We start from the raw sequence: 20,799 nt of genomic DNA, 5'->3' as shown, positions 1-20,799 counted from the left end.
GATGGCAAACGATCAGGAAGTGAAGTATCTGGTGCCGGGGCTGGAGCGCGGTTTACAGCTGCTGTTGGCCTTTGGCGAGCAGCATCGCGATCTGACTTTTGCCGAGCTGCACCGGCTGGTGGATATGCCGAAGGCGACCGCCTATCGCGTGGTGCAGACGCTGGAGTACATGGGCTTTCTGGAGCGCAACACGCGCACCAATACCTTTTCGCTGGGCATGAACGTGCTGCGTCTTGGCTTTGAGTACATCGCCTCGCTGGACGTGGCGCAGGTCGGCCAGCCGGTGATCGAGCAACTGCGCGACGTGAGCCAGTGCAGCAGCCATCTGGCGATCCGCGACGGGCGCGACATTATCTACATCGCCCGCGTCAGCGCCGCCGGGTCGCGTATCAACCAGGTCAGCATTGGTACCCGTCTGCCGGTGCACTGTACCTCGCTGGGCCGCATGCTGTTGACCGATATTTCCCGCGCTGATTTCGAACAGCTGTTCCCGCATGAGCGTCTGCCGGGCAACACGCCGGGGCAGCTTCACGACCGTGAAGCCCTGTGGCAGATGGTGCAGCAGGACAAAGCCCGCGGGTATGTCATCGGCGAATCCTTCTTCCGCCACGGCATCTCTTCCATCGTCTACCCGGTGTATGACCGAAGCGGCCGCGTGGCGGCGGTAGTCAGCATTCTGGTGCCGTCGGAGGAGATCCCGCAGAGCGACCGCGAGCGCCTGCAAAACGAGGTTCGCCTTGCGGCGGATAAAATTTCTGGCTTCTTAGGGTATCTATCACAGGCCAGTTAAATCAGTGAGTTAACGTCAGGCGCTTGACTGCGTCGGGCATGTTTTACGCCCAATCTGGGCCAGATGAGGCAACGAACGATGAGTGTAACCGGAATTGAAAAGCTGGAATTTGGTGTGGAAGACCTGACGCACTGCGCCAAATTTATGCGTGATTTTGGCCTGACGGGCGATGCCAGCGGCCAGCGTTTCACCACCCTGAGCGGCGCGCGCGTGGAGCTTAACCCGATCGACAGCCCCGACCTGCCGCCCGCGTTTGAAGCGGGCAACACCCTGCGCCGCATGACCTGGGCGGTTGCCGCACAGTCCGATCTCGACGCGCTGCGCCCGAAGCTGGCGCAGCAGCCCGGCTTTCGCGAAGTGGGCGACGCGCTGGAATGCCTCGATCCGAACGGCATGACGCTGCGCGTGCAGGTGACCCAGCAGACCGACGTGGAGCTTAACGTCGAGCCAATAAACCAGTGGGGCGATGCCCGCCGTATCGACACGCCCAGCCCGGTTTACGATCGCGCCCAGCCGATCAACGTGGGGCATGTGGTGTTCTTCGTGGAGGAGCTGGCGGCGGTGGAAAAATTCTACCGCGAGGTGCTCGGCTTCCAGGTCTCGGATCGCTATATCAACCGCGCCGTGTTCCTGCGCTGCGGCGTGCGTGGCGGCCATCACAACCTGTTCCTGCTGCAACTGCCGAACCGCAAGCGCGGCCTTAACCACGTGGCCTTCACCGTGCGCGATATCCACGAGGTGATCGGCGGCGGTATCGCGATGAATAAACATGACTGGAGCACCTTTATCGGGCCGGGACGTCATCCGGTGTCGTCGGCGTACTTCTGGTACGTCAACAGCCCGACCGGCGGCGCGTTTGAGTATTACACCAACGATGATTACCTGACGGAAAACTGGCAGCCGCGCGAGCTGGAGCATTCCCTGGTCTCCTTCACCGAGTGGGCGGTGGAAGGCGGGATTGACCACGACACGCGCCGTCAGCAGAAAAAGCCGGAGGCGGTATGACATCGCGCATTGTCATTATCGGCGGCGGCCAGTCAGGCGGCTGGGCGGCGAAAACCCTGCGTGACGAGGGCTTCGACGGCGAGATTTGCGTGGTAGCGGAAGAGGAATGGGATTTCTACGAGCGGCCGCCGCTGTCAAAAGCGTCTCTGCTGGAACCGGACGCGGCGCTCCCAAGGCTGTTTACCGACGAGGTGCAGCAGGCGCTGGACCTGACCTGGTACCGACCGCTGCGCGCTGAATCTGTCGATCGCGATGAAAAAAAAGTCCTTCTTAGCAACGGCGAGCAGCTTAGTTACAACATCCTTTTAATCGCTACCGGCGGTCGGGCGCGCCTGCCTTCGCAGGCGTGGGCCAGCCATCCGCAGGTCTATACCCTGCGCCACTGGCAGGACGCGCAGCGCCTGAAAAGTCGCCTGTCGGAAAGTCACAAACTGGCGATTATCGGCGGCGGCTGGATTGGCCTTGAGATTGCCGCTTCCGCGCGGAAAAGCGGCGTGGCGGTCACGCTGTTCGAGCAGCAGCCTGCGCTCTGCATGCGCTCGGTGAGCGGCGAGGTGTCCCAGCGCCTGGAGGCCATCCACCGCGAGCAGGGGGTGGAGATCCGTACCGGCTGCGGCGCGCTGGAGCTGGAGGACGACGGCGGCCTGCCGGTCGTCCACTGCGACGGCAACCGTGAAACCTTTGATGCAGTGGTGGTGGGGATCGGCGTCGATCTCAATCTGGAGCTGGCGCGTGACGCGGGGCTGAAAACCGGGCGCGGGATCGTGGTGGATGCCCAGGGACGCACCTCGGATCCGTTCATCTTTGCCGCAGGAGATGTCGCCCAGCACCATCACTACGGCTTGTGCATCCAGTCCTGGGCCTTCGCCCAGAATCAGGCGGTGGCGACGGCGAAAGCGATGCTCAATCCCGATGCGCCAGGTTATGACGACGCGCCGTGGCTGTGGTCGGATCAATACCAGCACAACATTCAGATCCTCGGCATTCCGCAGGCAGGCTGCCGAACGATATTGCGTGAAGAGGCGCTGTACTTCTCGCTGGACGACAACGGGCGGCTAACGCAGCTTGTGGCGTTCAACGATGCGCGCACCGTCAAGCTGGCGAAGCGCTGGATGGCGGCAGGGCGGGATCTGTCGGACGTACCGCTTGCCGACCCGACATTTTCACTGATGTCACTGCGATAGCTAACCCGCACCCGTAGGGGGAGAAATGACCACACTAGAGACTAACACCGCGCCGGTTGAGGCGAGCGGTGAGGGGACCCGCACGCCCGAAAAAGCGGTGCGCTGGGCCATCCCGCTGTCGCTGCTGGCCTGCGTGCTGCTGGCCTTTTTCGACAAAATCAGCATCGCGGCGCTCTTTTCGGATATCCATTTCCAGCAGGCGATGGGCATTGATTTCGACACCACGCGTCTCGGCATTCTGATGAGCGCTTTCCTGCTGAGCTATGGCTTCTCATCGGTGTTTTTAAGCGGTTTAGGCGACAAAATCGCGCCGCTGCGCCTGCTCACCGGGATGATGGCAGTGTGGTGCGTGCTGATGGTGGCGATGGGCTTTACCCATAACTACACGCTGATGATCGTCCTGCGTATTCTGCTGGGCGTGGCGGAAGGACCGCTGTTCCCGCTGGCCTTCGCCATTGTACGCCACAACTTCCCGCAGTATTTGCAGGCGCGCGCCACCATGCTGTGGCTGCTGGGCACCCCGGTGGGCGCGGCGATTGGTTTCCCGCTCTCCCTCTGGCTGCTGAACACCTTTGGCTGGCAGAGCACTTTCTTTGTGATGGCCATGCTTACCGTGCCGGTGCTTATCTTTGTGCGCATTGGTCTGCGCGGTATCCGCCTGGAGGCAAAACCCGGCACCTCGCAGGCGTCCCGGGACGAGCGGCGCGCGGCGCGGCGTGAGCTGTTTGTCAGCCCGCACTTCTGGATCATCTGCATCTTTAACATCGCTTTCCTGACCTACCTGTGGGGCATCAACGGCTGGTTGCCTGGCTACTTAATTAAGGGCAAAGGCATCCACCTGGAGCATGCGGGCTGGCTGTCGTCGATGCCGTTCATCGCCATGCTGGCAGGGGAAGTGATTGGCGCGTGGCTGTCTGACCGGGTCGATAAGCGCGCGGCGGCCTGCTTTATCTCGATGGCGGGGGCGGCCGTCGGGCTGGCGGCGGTGATGCACCTCGACACCCCGCTTGCCATCATCGCGGCGATGAGCTTCAGCACCTTTATGTGGGGCACCGGCGCGCCCAACATTTTCGCCCTGCTGGCGAAGGCCACCCATCCCCGGGTGAGCGCCACGGCGGGCGGTATCTTCAACGGGCTGGGAAACTTTGCGGGCGCGCTGTCGCCGGCGGTGATGGGCGCGCTTATCGCCTTTACCCACAGCATGGATTCCGGGCTGATTTTTCTGGCGGTGATGGCGGCGGTGGGCTGCGTCCTGTTACTGCCGCTGCTGAGACGTTACTGAGGAGAGTGTCATGACTGATTCAATCGTAACCAACAAAACAGGCATCAAACCTGACCATCTGACGATGGAAGAGTGGGTCGAGTCGCGCATCGCGCGCTTCGAAGGCCGTAAATACGACTGGAACGCGCTGAAGTTCCAGGCCGATTTTGATCCGAAATATCGCCGGGCGCAGATGCGCTACATCGGCACCGGCGCAACCGGCGTGGCGAACGACACCAACACCGTGCAGGCGGACCATTTTACCTTCTCCACCATGGTGCTGCCGTCGAAGTGCGAAGGACCGCTGCACCTGCACGACGACGTGGAAGAGGTGTTCTTCATGCTCAAGGGGCAGATCACGCTGATGATCCAGGACGGCGACAACTACACCGAAACCGTGCTGCGCGAGCGTGACCTGATCTCCGTTCCGCCGGGCATCTATCGCGGCCTGTTTAACCACGGCGAAGAAGAAGCGCTGATGTGCGTCATGCTGGGGGCCAATAAGCCGGAAATCCCGACCTATCCGTCCGACCATCCACTTTCCAAAGTGAAGCGGAACTAAGGGGGCATGATGACGGGTTTTCGTGAACAGGGAAGCGGCATTCCGCTGATGCTGCTGCACGGGATCAGCTCCGGCGCCGCCTCCTGGCACAAGCAGATGGCGCTGAACGGTTTTCGCGTGCTGGCGTGGGACATGCCGGGCTATGGCGAAAGCCCGATGCTGGCCGTAGCGCGGGCAAACGCGGGGGATTACGCCGACGCGCTGGCGGCCATGCTGGATCGCGCCGGTGTCTGGCAGACAGTGCTGGTCGGCCATTCCCTGGGGGCGCTGGTGGCCAGCGCCTTTGCGGCAAAGTTCCCGGATCGCGTCATTCATCTGGTGCTGGCCGACGCGGCGCAGGGGTACGGCAATGCCGCGCCGGAGCAGCGGGAGCAGGTCTGGCGCAACCGCGAGCAGCAGATGGCGCTGGGGGGCGAAATCCTCGCCCAGACCCGCGCCCCGAAGCTGCTGCGCCCCGGCGCGCGCGCGGAAGATATCGCCACCGTCGCGGCGGGCATGCGGGTGCTGCGCCCGGAAGGCTACCTTGCCGCCTCGTGGATGCTGGCGCATGACGACATCCACGGCTGGCTGAAGCGTTATTCCGGCAGTTTTGAAGTCTGGTGCGGCGAGCAGGATGCCATCACCCAGCCGGAGCTGGTTCAGGGTCTGGCGCTGCGCTACGGCATGCCGTTTATCGCCATTCCGCAGGCCGGGCACGCCAGCTATCTCGATAACGGCGCGTTTTTCAACCAACAGCTTTTACGCATTAACGAAGAGGTGCGCGATGAATGCACAAATTGACGGGCGCGTAGCGGTAGTCACCGGCGGTTCTTCCGGCATTGGCTTTGAAACGCTGCGCCTGCTGCTGGGAGAAGGGGCGAAAGTCGCCTTCTGCGGCCGTGACGCGGACCGGCTCGCCAGCGCCCATGCGACGCTGCAAAACGAATTTCCTCACGGGGAGATTTTCGCTTACCGCTGCGACGTGCTGAATGCCGACGAAGTTCAGGCCTTCGCGGATGTGGTGCAGGCGCGTTTTGGCGCGGCGGATATGCTGATCAACAACGCCGGGCAGGGCTACGTGGCGCACTTCCATGACACGCCGCGCGAGGCGTGGCTGCACGAAGCCGAACTCAAACTGTTCGGGGTGATTAACCCGGTGCAGGCGTTTCAGCCGCTGCTGGAACTGTCCGACATCGCCTCCATCACCTGCGTGAACTCCCTGCTGGCGCTTCAGCCGGAAGAGCACATGATCGCCACGTCGGCAGCCCGCGCCGCGCTGTTGAACATGACGCTGACGCTCTCGAAAGAGCTGGTGGGCAAAGGGATTCGCGTCAATTCCATACTGCTCGGTATGGTCGAGTCCGGCCAGTGGCAGCGCCGCTTTGAAAGCCGGGCGGATAAAAGCCAGAGCTGGCCGGAGTGGACGGCGGAGATCGCGCGCAAGCGCGGCATTCCGATGGCGCGCCTCGGCAAGCCGCAGGAGCCCGCGCAGGCGCTGCTGTTCCTCGCCTCGCCGCTGGCCTCGTTTACCACCGGCGCGGCGCTGGACGTTTCCGGCGGCTTTTGCCGCCATCTGTAAGGACGCATCATGAAAAAGGTAATGTTAATTGGTTATGGCGCCATGGCGCAGGCGGTGATTGAGCGCCTGCCCGCCGGCGTGGCTATCGGCTGGATCGTGGCGCGCGCGTCTCACCATCCCGCCATTCACGACCAGTTTGGCAATGCGGTCGAGGCGCTGACGTCGCCGATGGCGTGCGCACAAACGCCGGATCTGGTGCTGGAATGCGCCAGCCAGCAGGCGGTGGCCCAGTACGGGGAAGAGATCCTGCGTCGCGGCTGGCATCTGGCCATCATTTCCACCGGCGCGCTGGCGGACAGCGCGCTGGAGCAGCGTCTGCTCGCCGCGGGCGGAAAACTGATCCTGCTTTCCGGTGCGGTGGCCGGTATCGACGGGCTGGCGGCGGCGAAAGAGGGCGGGCTTGAGCGCGTTACCTATCAGTCGCGCAAAAGCCCGGCCAGCTGGCGCGGCAGCTATGCCGAGCAGCTTATCGATCTGAATGCGGTGTCAGAGGCAAAGGTTTTCTTCGAGGGCAGCGCCCGCGAGGCGGCGCGCCTGTTCCCGGCGAACGCCAACGTGGCGGCGACCGTGGCGCTCGGCGGCGTCGGGATGGACGACACCCGCGTGCAACTGATGGTTGACCCGGCAACGAAACGTAACACCCACACGCTGCATGTCGAAGGATTATTCGGCGAGTTCCATCTGGAACTGAGCGGACTGCCGCTGGCTTCTAATCCTAAAACCTCCACCCTGGCGGCACTGAGCGCGGTGCGCGCCTGCCGCGAGCTGGCCCTGAGCTGAGGAGTGACGATGGACGATCTGAAGATTTTTATCGGCGGCCAGTGGCGACGCGGCGGCGGCAACCCGATGCAGAGCCACTTTCCGGCAGACGGGTCGATCAACGCGACGCTGAATGCCGCCAGTCTGGATGACCTGGAGGAGGCGGTAGCCGCCGGAGAGCGCGCCTGGCGCGATCCCGCATGGCGTAACAGTCTGCCGCACATGCGCGCGAAGATCCTGCATAAAGTTGCCGATCTTATTGAATCCCGCGTCGATGCGCTGGCGCAGATGCAGAGCCGTGATAACGGCAAGCCGCTGGCGGAAGCACGCGGGCTGGTGATGAGCGCGGCGGGAACGGCGCGCTACTTTGCCGCCGCCTGCGAGCTGCTGGAAGGGGAACTTCCGACGCCGCGCCAGCCGGATCTGCTGACGCTGAGCTGCTACGAGCCCCTTGGCGTGGTGGCGGCCATCACGCCGTGGAACTCGCCGATTGCCAGCGAAATGCAGAAGGTCGCACCGGCGATTGCCGCCGGGAACGCGGTGATCCTCAAGCCCGCCGAAGCCACGCCGCTGATGGCGCTGGAGCTGGCGCGGATTTTTGAACAGGCCGGGCTGCCCGCCGGGCTGCTGAGCGTCCTGCCGGGCAAAGGCTCGGTGATTGGCGATGCGCTGGCGCGTCATCCTCGCGTGCGGAAAATATCCTTTACCGGCGGCGGCACCACGGGCCGTCATCTGGCGCACGTGGCGGCGGAAAAACTGATCCCGGCCTCGCTGGAACTGGGCGGCAAATCGCCGACCATCGTGCTGGAGGATGCCGATATCGAACAGGCCGCGCGCGGGATCTGCTACGGCATTTTCAGCTCGGCGGGGCAGGCGTGTATCGCCGGGTCGCGGCTGTTTATCCACGAGAGTATTTACGCCCCGCTGATGGCGAGGCTGCTGGAATTAACACGCGGGCTGCGCGTCGGACATCCGTTTACCGACGGCGTCCATGTAGGACCGCTGATCAACGAAAAACATCGCCAGAGCGTGATCCAGTACGTCGAACTGGCGAAGCGTGAAGGGGGCCGCGTGCTGTGCGGCGGCGAGATCCCCGCCGATCCCGCTCTGGTAAACGGCAGCTTCTTTCTGCCAACCATTATCGAAGGGCTGAGCAACAGCGCCTGCGCCTGTCAGGAAGAGATCTTCGGCCCGGTGCTGGTGGCGATGCCGTTTGGCGATGAAGCCACGCTTATCCACGAGGCGAACGACTCGGTGTACGGCCTGGCGGCGGGGATCTGGACGCGCGATACCGGTCGCGCCCTGCGTCTCAGCGAGCAGCTGGAGGCAGGCACGGTGTGGATCAACACCTACAAGGTTTTTGCGATTTCGACCCCGTTCGGGGGCTTTAAAGAGAGCGGTCTGGGCCGCGAGAAGGGTATCCAGGGGCTGAAAGCCTGGATGCAACAAAAGAGCATTTATCTGGCGACGGGTAACAGCGTCAACCACTGGTGCGACTGAGAAAGGGTGAGCAATGAGCGAAATGATAACCGTCGGCGACGCCATCGCCAGAACGCTGGAGCAGTATCAGGTTGAGGCCATCTACGGCGTCATCTCCATTCACAACCTGCCGATCGCGGATGCGGTTGGGCAGCGGGGCAATATCCGCTTTGTGCCCGCGCGCGGTGAAGCCGGTTCCGTCACCATGGCCGATGCTCACGGGCGCTTTTCCGGCCTCGGCGTGGCGCTGACCAGCACCGGCGCGGGGGCCGGGAACGCGGTAGGCGCGCTGGTGGAAGCCATGAATGCCTGCACGCCGCTGCTGCATTTAACTGGGCAGGTTGAGAAAGCCTGGCTGGACGCCGACACCGGGTTTATCCATGAAACCCGTGACCAGCTGACCTTCCTGAAGGCCAGCTCAAAACGGGCGTACCGCGTCAGCAATGCGAATCAGGCGATAGCCATTCTGCATAAAGCCATCCAGGACGCGCAGACCCCGCCGTGTGGACCGGTCTCGGTGGAAATCCCGATTGATATTCAGAGCGCCAAAATTCCGCTGTCGCTGGTAACCGCTCCGATCAAACCGGTGTCGGCTCCGGCCGTGGATACCGGAATGGTTGACGCGCTGTGGGCGCAGCTCAAACAGGCGAAACAGCCGCTGCTGTGGCTGGGGGGCGGGGCGCTGGGTAGCGCTGAGGCAGTGAAAAAACTGGCGGATGCGGGCATCACCGTGATTTCCAGCACCCACGCGCGCGGCGTGCTGCCGGACAGCCACCGCGCCAGCCTTCGCGCGTTCCATAATTCGCCGCCGGTTGAGGCGCTGATTGCGCAGTGTGATTTTACGTTGGTGGCCGGTTCTCGCCTGCGCAGCAACGAAACCCGATCCTGGACGCTTGAGCTGCCTTCCCCGCGGGTGCAGCTCGATATCGACCCGGCGGCAGCAAGCCGTAACTATCTGATGGATAGCACGTTGATAGCCGATTGTTCCGCGCTGCTTGGCGCGCTGGCTGAAAAAGTGCAGGGCCGCGAGTGGGGCAACGCCCAGTGGGATACGCAGGTACAGCAGGCTGTCGGGCAAGCTGAGCAGGGGCTGCGCGAGCAGTGCGGCGCCTATGCGAAGCTTAACGACGCCATTGAGAAAGCCCTGCCGAAAGACGGCCTGCTGGTGCGCGATATCACCGTGTCCGGCAGCCTGTGGGGTAGCCGCCTGTTCAGGGCTAACGGTCCGCTGATGAATATTCACTCCCTCGCCGGGGCGATTGGCATGGGCCTGCCGATGGCTATCGGCACCGCGATTGCCAACCCACAGCGCAAGGTGGTGGGGCTGGTGGGCGACGGCGGCCTGAGCCTCAATTTAGGCGAACTGGCGACGCTGGCGCAGGAGAAAGCCAACGTGACGCTGCTGATCATGAACGACGGGGGCTACGGCGTAATGCGTGGTATTCAGGATAAATATTTTGGCGGGCGTCAGTATTATAACGCGCTGCATACGCCGGATTTTACCCTGCTGGCGCAGGCGATTGGTCTACAGGCCTGGAGCGTTGAGCAGGCCGAGGATTTTGACGCGGTGATGATGGAAGCGTTAGCGATGCCGGGGCCGTCGGTGGTAGAGGTGCGGATGGGGCAGATTGGCGCCCTTAAGTTTGCCGGGCCGCCACAGAAAACGCTGTACTGATTGAGTCTTGTTGCCCGGTAGCGCGGCGCGCACCGGGCCGGAGTATTATTTAATACCGTCTGCCGCCATGCGGTCACGGATATGCTGCGCGCGTTCAACGGAGGCCGGGTGATCGTCAAACATGGAGCTTTGACGGCCTTCCTCCAGTTTCGCCAGTTTTTCGAAGCTGGTGGCTAAACCTGATGGGTTGATGCCGCGCTTGCGCAACAGATCGTAAGAATAGTCATCCGCTTCCGACTCCTGACGCTGGGAGAACTGGGAGTTAACCAGTTTCTCACCCACGTCGCCCAGCTGCGACTGGGACAGGCTGCCGACAATGCCGCCCGCAGAGGCCGCCGCTGCACGCACGGCATTGGTGCCCAGCGCAACCTGCATCCCTTTCTTCACGTGACCCAGAGCAACGTGACCCATTTCATGGCCGATGACCGCTTCCACTTCGTTGTCGGTCATCATGTCCATCAGGCCGCTGTATACGCGGATACAGCCGTTAGCCATCGCGAAGGCGTTGACGTCTTTCGCCATATACACCTTGTAGTTCACCGGCTGACCGTTAATGTTGTCGCCCAGCGCGGAAGCAATCTTGTTCAGACGCTGCGTGTAGGTGCTGTTTGCCGGGGCAAGCGTAGCTTTTCCATCCATATCCTTACAGGCCTCGTCGCTCAGCGCTTTCACCTGCGCATCGCTCAGTGAGTAGGCCTGAAAAGCTTCTGCGCCTGAGGTCATCAGGCCGTTAGAATCCATATTCTGACAGCCGCTTAGCAGGAGCGTTGTTCCCACAGCCAGCCCGATTGCACGCATTTTCATGATGTTGCTTCCGTACTCGTTAATCTGAATTAATTCCGAAAAATGCACCGTCAACGAAGCCGGTGTCGGGCTAAGTATAAGGAATATCTACAGGGGCGGGCGAGCAGATTGCGCAACATGCGAGCATGATCCAGAGATTTCTTAAGCTGCCAAAGAATGGTCCATGTACATGCCCTGCGGCTTGGGTTACATTGTTGGCACTTTTTTCCGGCGTAGCCCAAAACGCGCTGTCGTCAAGGGCATGGCCTTTAACAGTCCGATCTGGAGTTAAAATGTCCTCACGTAAAGAGCTTGCTAATGCTATTCGTGCGCTGAGCATGGACGCAGTACAGAAAGCCAAATCCGGCCACCCGGGCGCCCCTATGGGCATGGCTGACATCGCCGAAGTCCTGTGGCGTGATTTCCTTAACCACAACCCGCAGAACCCGGCATGGGCAGACCGCGACCGTTTCGTGCTGTCTAACGGCCACGGCTCTATGCTGATCTACAGCCTGCTGCACCTCACTGGCTACGATCTGCCAATCGAAGAGCTGAAAAACTTCCGTCAGCTGCACTCCAAAACTCCAGGCCACCCGGAAGTGGGCTACACCGCTGGCGTTGAAACCACTACCGGTCCGCTGGGTCAGGGCATCGCTAACGCCGTAGGTATGGCGATTGCAGAGAAGACCCTGGCGGCGCAGTTTAACCGTCCTGGCCACGATATCGTTGACCACTTCACCTACGCCTTCCTGGGCGACGGCTGCATGATGGAAGGCATTTCTCACGAAGTGTGCTCCCTGGCAGGCACCCTGAAGCTGGGTAAACTGGTTGCGTTCTACGACGACAACGGTATCTCCATCGACGGTCATGTTGAAGGCTGGTTCACTGACGACACCGCAGCACGTTTCGAAGCCTACGGCTGGCACGTTGTGCGCGGCGTTGATGGCCACGATGCTGACTCGATTAAACGTGCCGTAGAAGAAGCGCGCGCCGTGACCGACAAACCGTCCCTGCTGATGTGCAAAACCATCATCGGCTTCGGTTCTCCGAACAAAGCGGGCACTCACGACTCCCACGGCGCACCGCTGGGCGACGCGGAAATTGCACTGACCCGTGAAGCGCTGGGCTGGAAACACCCTGCCTTCGAAATCCCGTCTGAAATCTACGCTCAGTGGGATGCGAAAGAAGTGGGTCAGGCGAAAGAAGCGGCCTGGAACGAGAAGTTCGCGGCTTACGCGAAAGCCTTCCCACAGGAAGCGGCTGAGTTCACCCGTCGTATGAAAGGTGACATGCCGTCTGACTTCGACGCCAAAGCGAACGAGTTCATCGCGAAGTTGCAGGCGAACCCAGCCAAGATCGCCAGCCGTAAAGCATCTCAGAATGCGATCGAAGCGTTTGGCCCTCTGCTTCCAGAATTCCTCGGCGGCTCCGCTGACCTGGCGCCATCAAACCTGACCCTGTGGTCCGGATCTAAGCCAATCAACGAAGATACTGCCGGTAACTACATCCATTACGGTGTACGTGAGTTCGGTATGACTGCGATTGCCAACGGTATCGCTCTGCACGGTGGTTTCCTGCCGTACACTTCTACCTTCCTGATGTTTGTGGAATATGCACGTAACGCCGTGCGTATGGCTGCGCTGATGAAACAGCGTCAGGTGATGGTCTACACCCACGACTCCATCGGTCTGGGCGAAGATGGTCCAACTCACCAGCCAGTAGAGCAGGTGGCTTCCCTGCGCGTGACCCCGAACATGAGCACATGGCGTCCATGTGACCAGGTTGAATCTGCGGTGGCGTGGAAATACGGCGTTGAGCGTCAGGACGGTCCAACCGCGCTGATCCTCTCCCGTCAGAACCTGGCGCAGCAGGAGCGTACTCCAGAGCAGCTGGCGAACATCGCACGCGGTGGTTACGTGCTGAAAGATTGCGCGGGCCAGCCTGAGCTGATCTTCATCGCCACCGGTTCAGAAGTTGAACTGGCTGTAGCAGCATGGGAAAAACTGACTGCCGAAGGCGTGAAGGCGCGTGTGGTTTCCATGCCGTCTACCGATGCGTTCGACAAGCAGGATGCCGCGTACCGCGAATCCGTACTGCCTAAAGCGGTCTCCGCTCGCGTGGCAGTGGAAGCGGGTATCGCAGACTACTGGTTCAAATACGTGGGTCTGAACGGCGCTATCGTCGGGATGACCACGTTTGGTGAGTCTGCGCCAGCTGAACAGCTGTTTGAAGAGTTCGGCTTCACCGTTGAAAACGTTGTCGCTAAGGCGAAAGAACTGCTGTAATTGTTTGTCCGGTGCGGGCTGATGCCCTCACCCTGGCTCTCACCCACGGGGAGAGGGAGAATAAAGTAGGCCGGGTAAGCGCTAACGCGCCACCCGGCTTTTTTGTTAGCATTATTCCACCCAAAATGTGACGCAAGTCATATAGCTCGCTTATTCATCTGGACAGACATTCCTTTTATTCCCCGATTCGCTTATTCTTGCTGAAGCGTTTCAGTCGATTAAATGTTCGACAATTGACCAATCAATCGCAGTTTGTGACAGCAAGGATTCCCCTTCGGGCGTCGCTGGATTACTCTTTCAGCCACCTCAAACTCAGGGATAGCTTTGCAGGAGATCTATGACCGTACGCGTAGCGATTAATGGCTTCGGTCGCATCGGGCGCAACGTGGTTCGTGCTTTATATGAATCCGGGCGTCGTGCGGAAATCACCGTGGTGGCAATCAATGAACTGGCGGATGCTGCGGGCATGGCACATTTGTTGAAATATGACACCAGCCACGGTCGCTTTGCCTGGGACGTTCGCCAGGAAAGGGAACAGCTGTTCGTCGGTGACGATGCCATCCGCGTGCTGCATGAGAACAGTATTGAAGGGCTGCCCTGGCGCGAACTGGGTGTGGATGTGGTGCTGGACTGTACCGGCGTGTACGGTAACCGTGAACATGGCGAAGCGCATCTGAATGCTGGCGCGAAAAAAGTGCTGTTCTCCCATCCCGGCAGTAACGACCTCGACGCCACCGTCGTGTTTGGTGTTAACCAGCACGAGCTGCACGCTGAACACCGCATTGTCTCCAACGCCTCCTGCACCACCAACTGCATTATTCCGGTCATTAAACTGTTAGACGATGCTTATGGCATTGAATCCGGCACCGTGACCACGATTCACTCCGCCATGCACGATCAGCAGGTAATCGACGCCTACCATCCGGATTTACGACGCACTCGCGCGGCGAGCCAGTCAATCATTCCGGTGGATACGAAACTGGCTGCCGGGATCACCCGTATTTTCCCGCAGTTTAACGACCGTTTTGAAGCGATTGCCGTGCGCGTTCCGACGATAAACGTCACCGCAATCGATCTTAGCGTGACGGTGAAAAAACCGGTAAAAGCCTGTGAAGTCAACCTGTTGCTGCAAAAAGCGGCACAGGGAGCATTTCATGGTATAGTTGACTATACGGAATTACCGTTGGTCTCAGTAGATTTTAACCACGACCCGCATAGCGCCATCGTGGATGGCACGCAGACGCGAGTCAGTGGTGCGCACCTCATCAAGACGCTGGTCTGGTGTGATAACGAATGGGGCTTTGCTAACCGAATGCTCGACACCACGTTAGCCATGGCCGCGAAAGGTTTCAGGTAGAGCGCACCTTGCGCTTGCAAAACTTTAAGAATCAACGAGAGGATTCACCATGTCTGTAATTAAGATGACCGATCTGGATCTGGCAGGTAAACGCGTTTTCATCCGTGCCGATCTGAACGTACCGGTTAAAGATGGCAAAGTGACCAGCGACGCGCGTATCCGTGCATCTCTGCCAACCATTGAACTGGCTCTGAAGCAGGGCGCTAAAGTGATGGTCACCTCCCACCTGGGCCGTCCAACTGAAGGCGAGTACAACGAAGAGTTCTCTCTGCTGCCGGTTGTTAATTACCTGAAAGACAAACTGTCCAGCCCGGTTCGCCTGGTGAAAGATTACCTGGACGGCGTGGAAGTTGCCGAAGGTGAGCTGGTTGTTCTGGAAAACGTTCGCTTCAACAAAGGCGAAAAGAAAGACGACGAAACCCTGTCCAAAAAATACGCTGCGCTGTGCGACGTATTCGTGATGGATGCATTCGGTACGGCTCACCGTGCGCAGGCATCTACCCACGGTATCGGTAAATTCGCAGACGTCGCCTGTGCAGGTCCGCTGCTGGCTGACGAACTGGAAGCGCTGGGTAAAGCACTGAAAGAACCTGCTCGTCCAATGGTCGCTATCGTTGGTGGTTCTAAAGTTTCTACCAAACTGACCGTACTGGATTCTCTGTCCAAAATCGCTGACCAGCTGATCGTTGGCGGTGGTATCGCGAACACCTTCGTTGCTGCGCAAGGCCACAACGTGGGTAAATCCCTGTACGAAGCGGATCTGGTTGACGAAGCCAAACGTCTGCTGGGTACCTGTGATATCCCGGTTCCAACTGACGTTCGCGTGGCAACCGAGTTCTCCGAAACTGCTACCGCAACCCTGAAATCTGTTAACGACATCAAAGATGAAGAGCAGATTCTGGACCTGGGCGACGTTTCTGCACAGAAACTGGCTGAAATCCTGAAAAACGCAAAAACTATCCTGTGGAACGGTCCTGTCGGCGTGTTCGAATTCCCGAACTTCCGCAAAGGGACTGAGATCGTGGCTAACGCTATCGCAGACAGCGAAGCGTTCTCTATCGCAGGCGGTGGTGACACCCTGGCAGCTATCGACCTGTTCGGTATCGCTGACAAGATCTCCTACATCTCCACTGGTGGCGGCGCATTCCTCGAATTCGTGGAAGGTAAAGTTCTGCCAGCAGTAGCAATGCTCGAAGAGCGCGCTAAGAAGTAAGCCATTCAGGGGCAGGGAAACCTGCCCAATTTTCAGCGCGCTTATCAGAGCTCGCACCATTTCTAACGGCCGAAGATACAGGACTAAGCAACATGTCTAAAATTTTTGATTTCGTAAAACCTGGCGTTATCACTGGTGATGACGTACAGAAAGTGTTCCAGGTAGCTAAAGAAAACAACTTCGCTCTGCCAGCAGTTAACTGCGTGGGTACCGACTCCATCAACGCCGTACTGGAAACTGCTGCTAAAGTTAAAGCTCCAGTTATCGTTCAGTTCTCTAACGGCGGCGCTGCGTTCATCGCAGGTAAAGGCGTGAAAACTGACATTCCTCAGGGTGCTGCAATCCTGGGCGCTATCTCTGGCGCACATCACGTTCACCAGATGGCTGAGCACTACGGTGTTCCGGTTATCCTGCACACTGACCACTGCGCGAAAAAACTGCTGCCATGGATCGACGGTCTGCTGGACGCAGGTGAAAAACACTTCGCAGCAACCGGTAAGCCACTGTTCTCTTCTCACATGATCGACCTGTCCGAAGAGTCTCTGGAAGAAAACATCGAGATCTGCTCTAAGTACCTGGCTCGTATGTCCAAAATGGGCATGACCCTGGAAATCGAACTGGGTTGCACCGGCGGTGAAGAAGACGGTGTGGACAACAGCCACATGGACGCTTCTGCACTGTACACTCAGCCAGAAGACGTTGATTACGCTTACACCGAGCTGAGCAAAATCAGCCCACGCTTCACCATCGCAGCGTCCTTCGGTAACGTACACGGCGTATACAAACCAGGTAACGTGGTTCTGACCCCGACCATCCTGCGTGATTCTCAGGAATACGTGTCCAAAAAACACAACCTGCCGCACAACAGCCTGAACTTCGTCTTCCACGGCGGTTCCGGTTCTTCTGCTCAGGAAATCAAAGACTCCGTAAGCTACGGCGTAGTGAAAATGAACATCGATACTGACACCCAATGGGCAACCTGGGACGGTATCCTGCAATACTACAAAACCAACGAAGCTTACCTGCAAGGTCAGCTGGGCAACCCGAAAGGCGAAGACCAGCCGAACAAGAAATACTACGATCCACGCGTATGGCTGCGCGCTGCCCAGACTTCTATGATTACTCGTCTGGAGCAGGCATTCAAAGAACTGAACGCGGTTGACGTTCTGTAATTTGAGCTGTTCATAGCGTCAAGAAGGTCCGCATATGCGGGCCTTTTTTTAAGCTTTTTCAATATCCTGCAATACCTGATTTTGTGATCTGTTTGGCAAAGCCGGTGCTTTTTGTTTACCCTTTACTGACCTGCCTGTCTCCATGGGGGATGGATTTTGTGTTTTGGTTTAACAAAAGGAAGAATAAATGGAACAACTTGATGTTGTAGACAGCATCAATAACGCGGGTAACTGGCTGGTGCGCAACCAGGCGCTACTGCTGAGCTACGCCGTGAATATTGTTGCCGCTATTGCCATCATCATTGTCGGGATGATCGTGGCGCGTATCGTTTCGAACGCTGTCAACCGGGTGATGGTCGCACGACACATTGATGCCACAGTCGCCGATTTCCTCTCCGCGCTGGTCCGTTACGGCATTATCGCCTTTACGCTGATTGCGGCGCTGGGGCGTGTCGGCGTGCAGACGGCATCCGTCATCGCTGTGCTCGGTGCTGCCGGTCTGGCCATTGGTCTGGCATTGCAGGGTTCGCTGTCTAACCTGGCGGCGGGCGTATTGCTGGTGACCTTCCGTCCGTTCCGTTCCGGTGAGTATGTGGATCTGGGCGGTATTGCCGGTACCGTGTTGCAGGTTCAGATTTTCTCCACGACCCTGCGTACCGTGGATGGTCGCATTGTGGTAGTCCCGAACGGGAAAATCATTGCGGGCAATATCATTAACTTCTCCCGCGAGCCGGTGCGTCGTAACGAGCTGATCATCAGCGTGGCGTACGACTCCGATATCGATCAGGTTAAGTCGCTGATTACCAACATCATTGCTTCAGATGACCGTATTCTGAAGGACCGCGAGCAGACCGTTCGTCTGAATGAGCTGGGCGCGTCATCTATTAATTTTGTGGTGCGCATCTGGAGCAAAAGCAGCGATCTTCAAAACGTTTACTGGGATGTGCTGGAGCGCATCAAGCGTGATTTCGATGCCAACGGCATCAGCTTCCCGTACCCGCAGATGGACGTAAACGTCAAAAAAGTCAAAGAAGCAGAGTAACGTCTCCCGTAGGCCCGGTAAGCGTCAGCGACACCGGGCTTTTCTTTTATTAGCCCGGCTAATCCCCAATTAATATTATCCATTTCCTCTAATGACGTTCCCGCAGTATAGTCTGCCTCCAGGACAACTCTGCGAGAATTACGTCATGTTATCTTATTATTTTCAGGGGCTTGCGTTAGGTGCGGCCATGATCCTTCCCCTTGGTCCACAAAATGCGTTCGTGATGAACCAGGGCATTCGCCGTCAGTACCATCTGATGATTGCCCTGCTGTGTGCGGTGAGCGATCTGCTGCTGATTTGCGCCGGGATTTTTGGCGGCAGCGCCCTGTTGATGCAGTCGCCGTGGCTGCTGGCGCTGGTTACCTGGGGCGGCGTAGCGTTTCTGCTGTGGTACGGGTTTGGTGCCCTGAAAACGGCCATGAGCAGCAATCTTGAGCTGGCTAGCGCCGAAGTGATGAAGCAGGGGCGCTGGAAGATTATCGTCACCATGCTCGCCGTGACGTGGCTTAACCCGCACGTCTACCTTGATACCTTTGTGGTACTGGGCAGCCTGGGCGGACAGCTGGACGTTGAGCCGAAACGCTGGTTTGCGCTCGGTACGGTCAGCGCCTCCTTCCTCTGGTTCTTCGGTCTTGCGATCCTGGCGGCGTGGCTGGCGCCACGACTGCGTACCGCCAAAGCGCAGCGCATTATCAATACCCTGGTGGGGCTGGTGATGTGGTTTATTGCCTTCCAGCTGGCGAAAGAGGGCATTCATCACGTACAGGGATTGTTCAACTAAGCGTTGTCTTATGGACATCTGAACAAGACCCGCTAAGCTTGCTGGCATGAGCCCTGTTAACAGGGCACTCTTCGCAACATGGAGGAATGACAGTGAAGTTTAAGGTGATGGCCCTGGCGGCATTAGTAAGTTTAGGTGCGGTGTCGGTGCAGGCGAATGAACTGCCAAACGGCCCGCACATTGTCACTTCAGGCACGGCAAGTGTGGATGCGGTACCGGATGTTGCAACCCTGGCAATTGAAGTGAACGTGGCGGCGAAAGATGCTGCTTCCGCCAAGAAACAGGCAGACGATCGTGTTGCGCAATACCTCTCTTTCCTGGAACAGAACGGTGTCGCGAAAAAAGACATCAGCTCTGCGAACCTGCGTACCCAACCGGATTACGACTACCAGAACGGCAAAAGCATCCTGAAAGGCTATCGCGCCGTGCGTACTGTGGAAGTGACCGTGCGCCAGCTTGATAAGCTCAACGGATTGCTGGATGGTGCGCTGAAGGCAGGGCTGAACGAAATTCGTTCCGTCTCGCTGGGCGTTGCGCAACCGGAAAAATATAAAGACGAAGCGCGTAAAGCGGCAATTGATGATGCCATTCATCAGGCGCAGCAGCTGGCATCCGGCTTCAAGAGCAAGCTCGGTCCGGTTTACAGCGTCCGTTACCACGTTTCAAACTACCAGCCAAGCCCGATGGTGCGGATGATGAAGGCGGACGCCGCGCCGGTTTCTGCTCAGGAAACCTACGAGCAGCCAACCATTCAGTTCGACGATCAGGTTGATGTGGTGTTCCAGCTGGAGCCAACTCAAACTCAGCAAACTGAGGCGGCTAAGGCGCAGTAGTTTGCCCTCACCCTAACCCTCTCCCACAGGGAGAGGGAATTCAAGCGATTAATCCTGTCTCAACACCTTATGCCCAAACGCCAGTAGCGCGTCGGTGACGTTGCGCATCATGCGGCTTTCCGGGGCAAAACGGTGCCAGTAGAGCATCCGGCGCTGATACAGCCCCGGGGTTAAATCAATCAGCTCACCACTTTTCAACTCTTTCTCAATCTGCAAATGCGGGATCATGCAGCAGGTCGTGCCCTGACGCGCGAGCTGTACGAAGGCTTCGGACGAGTTAACGATATGACACGGCACGCTGCCCGGCGGCAAATCGAAGTTTTGTTGCAGGAAGGCCTGATGCATATCGTCCAGATGGTCGAACGCGACGGCAGGGGCTTTCAGCAGCGCGGCGCGAGTCACGCCGTTCGGGAAGTAGCGCTCGGCAAAGGCTTTTGAACCGACAAACAGGTAATCCAGCGCGCCCAGCTGATCCACCAGACAGCTTGGCAGCGCCTGCGGCTGAATACTGACCGCCCCAACCACTTCGCCACGGCGCAGGCGTTCCTGAGTGCGGGTCTCGTCTTCAACCTGAAGGTTCAGGCGGATTGGGGAGTCGGCCAGCACCGGCGCAAGGGCCGGCAGCAGCCAGGTTGCCAGACTGTCGGCGTTCACCGCCAGCGACAGCAGCAGCGGCGTGGAGCCGGTTTGTTCATCGCCCAGCCATTCATCTTCCAGCAGTTCAACCTGACGCAGCAGGGCGAGGAGCTTTTGTCCTTGCTCTGTCGGACGCGGCGGTACGGTACGCACCAGCAGCGGCTGCCCGAACATGTTTTCAAGCTGTTTGATACGCTGTGATACGGCGGACTGGGTGATGCACAGCTTTTGCGCCGCGCGCTCAAAACCGCGTTCACGAATAACTGCATCAAGTGCCTGTAGTGTTCTGTAGTCCGGACGTTTCATTGCTCTGGCTGACTCCTTAATTTTGCTTAATCTGCACTATGACACAATTTTCCCTTCGTGGCAGACGAAATCCATTCGACGTGTTCTATAATGCGCCCTGAGTTTTCACACCACAGGC

General features: G+C 58.8%; 19 protein-coding genes. 17 read left to right on the top strand and 2 right to left on the bottom strand.

What is annotated here, in order from left to right; genetic code table 11:
- The first annotated feature begins 1 nt into the window (after nucleotide 1).
- The 10 genes from O1724_RS19120 (at nucleotide 2) to O1724_RS19075 (ending at nucleotide 10,273) form a co-directional block, all read left to right on the top strand.
- Nucleotides 2-790, top strand: a complete 789-nt coding sequence (locus O1724_RS19120) for an IclR family transcriptional regulator (protein WP_003860053.1) — start codon at nucleotides 2-4, stop codon at nucleotides 788-790.
- Between the two features lie 78 nt (nucleotides 791-868).
- A complete protein-coding gene (locus tag O1724_RS19115; RefSeq protein WP_003860055.1) occupies nucleotides 869-1,795 on the top strand; it encodes a VOC family protein in 927 nt (308 codons plus the stop codon).
- Nucleotides 1,792-2,979 carry an NAD(P)/FAD-dependent oxidoreductase gene (locus tag O1724_RS19110; RefSeq protein ID WP_022651824.1) on the top strand — a complete coding sequence of 396 codons (1,188 nt, stop codon included), beginning with the start codon at nucleotides 1,792-1,794 and terminating at the stop codon, nucleotides 2,977-2,979. Before O1724_RS19115 ends, O1724_RS19110 begins: the two co-directional genes overlap by 4 nt.
- Before the next feature lie 25 nt (nucleotides 2,980-3,004).
- Nucleotides 3,005-4,261 (top strand): MFS transporter, encoded by a 1,257-nt coding sequence (locus tag O1724_RS19105; RefSeq protein WP_126296854.1) that lies wholly within the window; start codon nucleotides 3,005-3,007, stop codon nucleotides 4,259-4,261.
- A 10-nt stretch (nucleotides 4,262-4,271) separates the two neighbouring features.
- The gene (locus tag O1724_RS19100) at nucleotides 4,272-4,802 is read left to right on the top strand and encodes a cupin domain-containing protein (RefSeq protein WP_063944470.1); all 531 of its coding nucleotides are present in this window, start codon (nucleotides 4,272-4,274) and stop codon (nucleotides 4,800-4,802) included.
- Nucleotides 4,803-4,811: 9 nt separating this feature from the next.
- On the top strand, nucleotides 4,812-5,582 hold the full coding sequence (locus O1724_RS19095) for an alpha/beta fold hydrolase (protein WP_058662848.1): 771 nt from the start codon (nucleotides 4,812-4,814) through the stop codon (nucleotides 5,580-5,582).
- A complete protein-coding gene (locus tag O1724_RS19090; RefSeq protein WP_045345620.1) occupies nucleotides 5,566-6,360 on the top strand; it encodes an SDR family oxidoreductase in 795 nt (264 codons plus the stop codon). The genes O1724_RS19095 and O1724_RS19090 overlap by 17 nt, the downstream gene beginning before the upstream one ends.
- 9 nt (nucleotides 6,361-6,369) lie before the next feature.
- Entirely contained in the window at nucleotides 6,370-7,140 is a 771-nt protein-coding gene (locus tag O1724_RS19085) for an aspartate dehydrogenase (RefSeq protein ID WP_045337274.1), read from the top strand.
- 9 nt (nucleotides 7,141-7,149) lie between these two features.
- Complete coding sequence (locus O1724_RS19080; RefSeq protein WP_414538833.1) at nucleotides 7,150-8,619, top strand: aldehyde dehydrogenase; 1,470 nt, start codon at nucleotides 7,150-7,152, stop codon at nucleotides 8,617-8,619.
- 13 nt (nucleotides 8,620-8,632) lie between these two features.
- The gene (locus O1724_RS19075; protein ID WP_100154207.1) at nucleotides 8,633-10,273 is read left to right on the top strand and encodes a thiamine pyrophosphate-binding protein; all 1,641 of its coding nucleotides are present in this window, start codon (nucleotides 8,633-8,635) and stop codon (nucleotides 10,271-10,273) included.
- A gap of 45 nt (nucleotides 10,274-10,318) precedes the next feature.
- Here the strand turns inward: O1724_RS19075 and loiP are convergent, their stop codons facing one another.
- A complete protein-coding gene (gene loiP / locus O1724_RS19070) occupies nucleotides 10,319-11,077 on the bottom strand; it encodes a metalloprotease LoiP (protein ID WP_003860073.1) in 759 nt (252 codons plus the stop codon).
- A 272-nt stretch (nucleotides 11,078-11,349) separates the two neighbouring features.
- Between loiP and tkt the strand changes: the two genes are divergently transcribed.
- From tkt to O1724_RS19035, 7 genes are all read left to right on the top strand, one after another.
- Nucleotides 11,350-13,341: a transketolase gene (tkt, locus tag O1724_RS19065; RefSeq protein WP_003860074.1), complete on the top strand. Its 1,992-nt coding sequence runs from the start codon at nucleotides 11,350-11,352 to the stop codon at nucleotides 13,339-13,341.
- Nucleotides 13,342-13,678: 337 nt separating this feature from the next.
- On the top strand, nucleotides 13,679-14,698 hold the full coding sequence (gene epd, locus O1724_RS19060; RefSeq protein ID WP_003860076.1) for an erythrose-4-phosphate dehydrogenase: 1,020 nt from the start codon (nucleotides 13,679-13,681) through the stop codon (nucleotides 14,696-14,698).
- A 49-nt stretch (nucleotides 14,699-14,747) separates the two neighbouring features.
- Nucleotides 14,748-15,911 (top strand): phosphoglycerate kinase, encoded by a 1,164-nt coding sequence (gene pgk / locus O1724_RS19055; RefSeq protein WP_003860077.1) that lies wholly within the window; start codon nucleotides 14,748-14,750, stop codon nucleotides 15,909-15,911.
- A gap of 92 nt (nucleotides 15,912-16,003) precedes the next feature.
- Nucleotides 16,004-17,083 carry a class II fructose-bisphosphate aldolase gene (gene fbaA, locus O1724_RS19050; protein ID WP_003860079.1) on the top strand — a complete coding sequence of 360 codons (1,080 nt, stop codon included), beginning with the start codon at nucleotides 16,004-16,006 and terminating at the stop codon, nucleotides 17,081-17,083.
- A gap of 187 nt (nucleotides 17,084-17,270) precedes the next feature.
- Entirely contained in the window at nucleotides 17,271-18,125 is an 855-nt protein-coding gene (locus O1724_RS19045) for a small-conductance mechanosensitive channel MscS (RefSeq protein ID WP_022651818.1), read from the top strand.
- 145 nt (nucleotides 18,126-18,270) lie between these two features.
- Nucleotides 18,271-18,906 (top strand): arginine exporter ArgO, encoded by a 636-nt coding sequence (gene argO / locus O1724_RS19040; RefSeq protein WP_003860085.1) that lies wholly within the window; start codon nucleotides 18,271-18,273, stop codon nucleotides 18,904-18,906.
- A 92-nt stretch (nucleotides 18,907-18,998) separates the two neighbouring features.
- Nucleotides 18,999-19,739 carry an oxidative stress defense protein gene (locus tag O1724_RS19035; protein WP_003860087.1) on the top strand — a complete coding sequence of 247 codons (741 nt, stop codon included), beginning with the start codon at nucleotides 18,999-19,001 and terminating at the stop codon, nucleotides 19,737-19,739.
- A 48-nt stretch (nucleotides 19,740-19,787) separates the two neighbouring features.
- Here O1724_RS19035 and argP read toward each other — a convergent pair whose 3' ends face one another.
- On the bottom strand, nucleotides 19,788-20,681 hold the full coding sequence (gene argP, locus O1724_RS19030) for a DNA-binding transcriptional regulator ArgP (protein WP_003860089.1): 894 nt from the start codon (nucleotides 20,679-20,681) through the stop codon (nucleotides 19,788-19,790).
- Between the last annotated feature and the right edge of the window lie 118 nt (nucleotides 20,682-20,799).

It is taken from the genome of Enterobacter cloacae complex sp. HYC074_NIDB, from assembly GCF_056673345.1.
The sequence above is the reverse complement of the archived record's forward strand: the minus strand, read 5'-3'. Positions and strand labels throughout refer to the sequence as shown.

Coding starts and splice junctions, on each gene's coding strand:
- O1724_RS19120 (WP_003860053.1), top strand. CDS start 2: ATGGCAAACGATCAGGAAGTGAAGTATCTGGTGCCGGGGCTGGAGCGC.
- O1724_RS19115 (WP_003860055.1), top strand. CDS start 869: ATGAGTGTAACCGGAATTGAAAAGCTGGAATTTGGTGTGGAAGACCTG.
- O1724_RS19110 (WP_022651824.1), top strand. CDS start 1,792: ATGACATCGCGCATTGTCATTATCGGCGGCGGCCAGTCAGGCGGCTGG.
- O1724_RS19105 (WP_126296854.1), top strand. CDS start 3,005: ATGACCACACTAGAGACTAACACCGCGCCGGTTGAGGCGAGCGGTGAG.
- O1724_RS19100 (WP_063944470.1), top strand. CDS start 4,272: ATGACTGATTCAATCGTAACCAACAAAACAGGCATCAAACCTGACCAT.
- O1724_RS19095 (WP_058662848.1), top strand. CDS start 4,812: ATGACGGGTTTTCGTGAACAGGGAAGCGGCATTCCGCTGATGCTGCTG.
- O1724_RS19090 (WP_045345620.1), top strand. CDS start 5,566: ATGAATGCACAAATTGACGGGCGCGTAGCGGTAGTCACCGGCGGTTCT.
- O1724_RS19085 (WP_045337274.1), top strand. CDS start 6,370: ATGAAAAAGGTAATGTTAATTGGTTATGGCGCCATGGCGCAGGCGGTG.
- O1724_RS19080 (WP_414538833.1), top strand. CDS start 7,150: ATGGACGATCTGAAGATTTTTATCGGCGGCCAGTGGCGACGCGGCGGC.
- O1724_RS19075 (WP_100154207.1), top strand. CDS start 8,633: ATGAGCGAAATGATAACCGTCGGCGACGCCATCGCCAGAACGCTGGAG.
- loiP (WP_003860073.1), bottom strand. CDS start 11,077: ATGAAAATGCGTGCAATCGGGCTGGCTGTGGGAACAACGCTCCTGCTA.
- tkt (WP_003860074.1), top strand. CDS start 11,350: ATGTCCTCACGTAAAGAGCTTGCTAATGCTATTCGTGCGCTGAGCATG.
- epd (WP_003860076.1), top strand. CDS start 13,679: ATGACCGTACGCGTAGCGATTAATGGCTTCGGTCGCATCGGGCGCAAC.
- pgk (WP_003860077.1), top strand. CDS start 14,748: ATGTCTGTAATTAAGATGACCGATCTGGATCTGGCAGGTAAACGCGTT.
- fbaA (WP_003860079.1), top strand. CDS start 16,004: ATGTCTAAAATTTTTGATTTCGTAAAACCTGGCGTTATCACTGGTGAT.
- O1724_RS19045 (WP_022651818.1), top strand. CDS start 17,271: ATGGAACAACTTGATGTTGTAGACAGCATCAATAACGCGGGTAACTGG.
- argO (WP_003860085.1), top strand. CDS start 18,271: ATGTTATCTTATTATTTTCAGGGGCTTGCGTTAGGTGCGGCCATGATC.
- argP (WP_003860089.1), bottom strand. CDS start 20,681: ATGAAACGTCCGGACTACAGAACACTACAGGCACTTGATGCAGTTATT.